The sequence below is a fragment of the Spirulina sp. 06S082 genome (assembly GCF_034932145.1).
Classification (GTDB): domain Bacteria; phylum Cyanobacteriota; class Cyanobacteriia; order Cyanobacteriales; family Spirulinaceae; genus CCY15215.
In genome coordinates, this window is sequence record NZ_JAYGHV010000470.1 from 1 (window position 1) to 2,572 (window position 2,572).

The following is a 2,572-nucleotide window of genomic DNA, read 5'->3' on the forward strand; positions in this document are numbered from 1 at the left end:
GGGGGGTTCGCTTCCCTGGCCATGGCGACGATACGAACGACTTCATCTTCGATTTCTGGGACTTCCGTGGCAAACAAATCGACAACTAAACCGGCTGCTGCACGGGAAGCCAGGAGTTGAGGACCGCGATGGATACCATCTTTAACTTTTTTTAACAAAATTTTAAAGGTAGCATTGGCGCGATAGTTATCGTTGGGTAATTGTTCCCGTTTGGGGAGTTCTGCTTCCACTTCTGGCTTGCCAAACCCACTGGTAACGGCGACGATCGCGGACTGACGTTCAAAGCGGAGAATGCGGGCGTTGAGGACGCTTCCTTCTAGGTCTTTGAATTCGTCTTGAATCATTTTGCGCTGGCGATCGCGCAGTTTTTGCAGCAAGACTTGTTTAGTTTGAATGGCGGCCATGCGTCCAAATTCTTTTTGGTCTGGGGTGACATCTAAAACGACGGCCTCTCCAATTTGGACTTCGGGTAGAAAGGCTTCTTCTGTGTTGTCTTGTTCTTTGGTTTTCAGCAGACTTTGCACTTCTTCGAGGGAAATATGATGATCGGTATTTTCAATTTCTTCCACGATCGTTTTGGTGGAGAGGATGCAAAATCCTTCTTCTTCTGTATCGAGTTCGACATCGAAATTATCGAAGTAGTCTTCGCTATATTGAATGCGTTTTTCGAGTTGCTGCGATCGCCGATAGCGTTCGTAACCTTTTAATAGGGCTTCCCGCAAGGCTTCTTGGACTTCAATTTCCGGGAGGTGATATTGAACGCTAATCTCTTCGAGCATTTCTTTGAGTCCTGGCAAAATAACTAGGGACACGGGAATATCTCCTTAAGTGATGGGATGATGTAGGGGGTCTAAAATTCCTTTAACTTTCAGCTTTGTCCCAAAGTTGAATTTTAGCGATCGCCTCTCGCGGAATAGCGATGGTGCGACCTTTTTGATTGAGATAGAGGGTAGTTTCATCTTGACCCTGAAGCCGTCCTTGCCATTCTTTTTTCCCATCAAAGGGGGCGTAGGTTTTAACGAGGACGGAAAAGCCTTTAAATGTAGTTAGTTCTCGCTCTGTGGTCAGTTGACGGGAAATTCCGGGGCTGGAAATTTCTAAGACATAAGCATTGGGAATCAGTTCGATTGCATCGAGATGTTCTTCTAGGGCGCGACTCATCCGTTCGCAGTCTTTCAAGCTAGTTTCCTGGTTAGGGTTGCGAATATCCACGCGCAAAATCGGGGGACGCTTATTGGTTTGATAAACGGCTCCAACTACGTCCAGTTCCAGGTTTTCGGCGATGGGCGTTGCGAGTTCGAGAATTTGGGGGATCAAAGGATGAGTCACAATCAAGAAATTAAGAGAAAAAATTAACGGGATAGTGTCAACAGAAACTAGACTCAACAAAAAAAGCGGGTACCACCCACTTTTCCAACTTTCCAATTTAGCTTTGGTCGTTGGGGATAACTTCCCTCGCGAAGTCATACCGCAATTCCTATGATAGGTCAAGCGGTTCTTTGTTGCAACTGCTACGGATTGCTCGAAAAGGAAAGGCTGCGATCGCCTTTTTCGCTCCTGGGACGGGCTGAAAATTCACCACGGAGGGGGAAACATGGCGGGGTAATTCACGATAGGGTAGACTTATCCGCGATCGCCGCTCTACTCTTGCAGCCGTTTCCTCTATGAGCAATACCATTCAAGAGCCTCAAACCGTCCGAGTGATTATTTTTTCGGTCCTTCATTATCTTTTCGCCCTTCCTCTCAAAGCGATTTTGAAAATTATTCCTCGTCCTCCGGAACTTGATGAAGGTTTTGATGATGCGGGACTGCTAGAAATCGAAGGGGAAACTGTTCTCTTATTAAACTTAATTTGGATTCTGGAAGAATGGGAAAGTGGCGATCGCAGTCCTCGCTCTGGCAAATATCTTATTCTGATCCGCAACAATCAAGGACAATTGTGTGGGATTGAAATTGACGAATTACCGACTACTCTCGATTTACCTAGAGCGATCGTGCAGGAGTTACCCAGTTCTTCGCGTCAGGCTAATCTTGGTCGCTTGGCGCAATATGTGGCGCTTTGGCAATCTGAAGAGGAGGACAGTCTCGACAAAAAACCCATTTTTCTCCTCGATGTTTCCATGACGACCCATTCCCTTCTCTATCCCAAGTCGTGAACTGAACTCAAGGAGATTAAATATTAAATAAAATCCCTTAAATAAAGCGATCTACCGTATTTTTCAATTCTTCGGGATCGATGGGTTTGGCCAAATAGGCATCAGCACCCAGCATAGTTCCCCAAGTGCGATCGACCTCCGTTCCTTTGGTCGAACAGATAATTACGGGAATATTTTTGGTTTCGGGATTAAGTTTGAGTTCCCGACAAAACTCAAAACCGCTCTGGCCGGGAAGAATAACATCTAGGAAAATAATATCGGGTTTATTGCTTGCCATTTTACCGTGAGCGTTATCAACATCCGACACCAATACAACCCGCAGGCCTGCTTGGGTTAGAGTCCGTTGCATAAAGGCTTGTTCGGTTTTGCTATCTTCGACAACTAGAGCGGTTTTCATAAAAAATTAAGTCTTTAGG

Annotated in this window: 5 protein-coding genes; 1 reads left to right on the forward strand and 4 read right to left on the reverse strand. The window is 45.8% G+C overall.

From position 1 onward, the window contains the following. The 3 genes from VB714_RS27055 to VB714_RS27065 form a co-directional block, all read right to left on the reverse strand. A partial coding sequence (locus tag VB714_RS27055; protein WP_323228424.1) for a NusA N-terminal domain-containing protein occupies positions 1 to 812 on the reverse strand: 812 nt, incomplete at its 3' end. A 49-nt stretch (positions 813 to 861) separates the two neighbouring features. Next, positions 862 to 1,329 carry a ribosome maturation factor RimP gene (gene rimP, locus VB714_RS27060; RefSeq protein WP_323228425.1) on the reverse strand — a complete coding sequence of 156 codons (468 nt, stop codon included), beginning with the start codon at positions 1,327 to 1,329 and terminating at the stop codon, positions 862 to 864. Positions 1,330 to 1,477: 148 nt separating this feature from the next. Next, positions 1,478 to 1,678, reverse strand: coding sequence for a hypothetical protein (locus VB714_RS27065; protein WP_323228427.1), 201 nt, complete (start codon positions 1,676 to 1,678; stop codon positions 1,478 to 1,480). On the opposite strand from VB714_RS27065, the gene VB714_RS27070 reads away from it, so the two are divergent. Further along, positions 1,665 to 2,156 carry a chemotaxis protein CheW gene (locus VB714_RS27070; RefSeq protein WP_323228429.1) on the forward strand — a complete coding sequence of 164 codons (492 nt, stop codon included), beginning with the start codon at positions 1,665 to 1,667 and terminating at the stop codon, positions 2,154 to 2,156. The two genes, VB714_RS27065 and VB714_RS27070, sit on opposite strands and share 14 nt — an antisense overlap. 37 nt (positions 2,157 to 2,193) lie before the next feature. On the opposite strand, the gene VB714_RS27075 is transcribed toward VB714_RS27070, so the two are convergent. Further along, positions 2,194 to 2,553, reverse strand: coding sequence for a response regulator transcription factor (locus VB714_RS27075; RefSeq protein ID WP_323228431.1), 360 nt, complete (start codon positions 2,551 to 2,553; stop codon positions 2,194 to 2,196). Positions 2,554 to 2,572 lie beyond the last annotated feature (19 nt).

Coding starts and splice junctions, on each gene's coding strand:
- VB714_RS27070 (WP_323228429.1), top strand. CDS start 1,665: ATGAGCAATACCATTCAAGAGCCTCAAACCGTCCGAGTGATTATTTTT.
- VB714_RS27065 (WP_323228427.1), bottom strand. CDS start 1,678: ATGGTATTGCTCATAGAGGAAACGGCTGCAAGAGTAGAGCGGCGATCG.
- VB714_RS27075 (WP_323228431.1), bottom strand. CDS start 2,553: ATGAAAACCGCTCTAGTTGTCGAAGATAGCAAAACCGAACAAGCCTTT.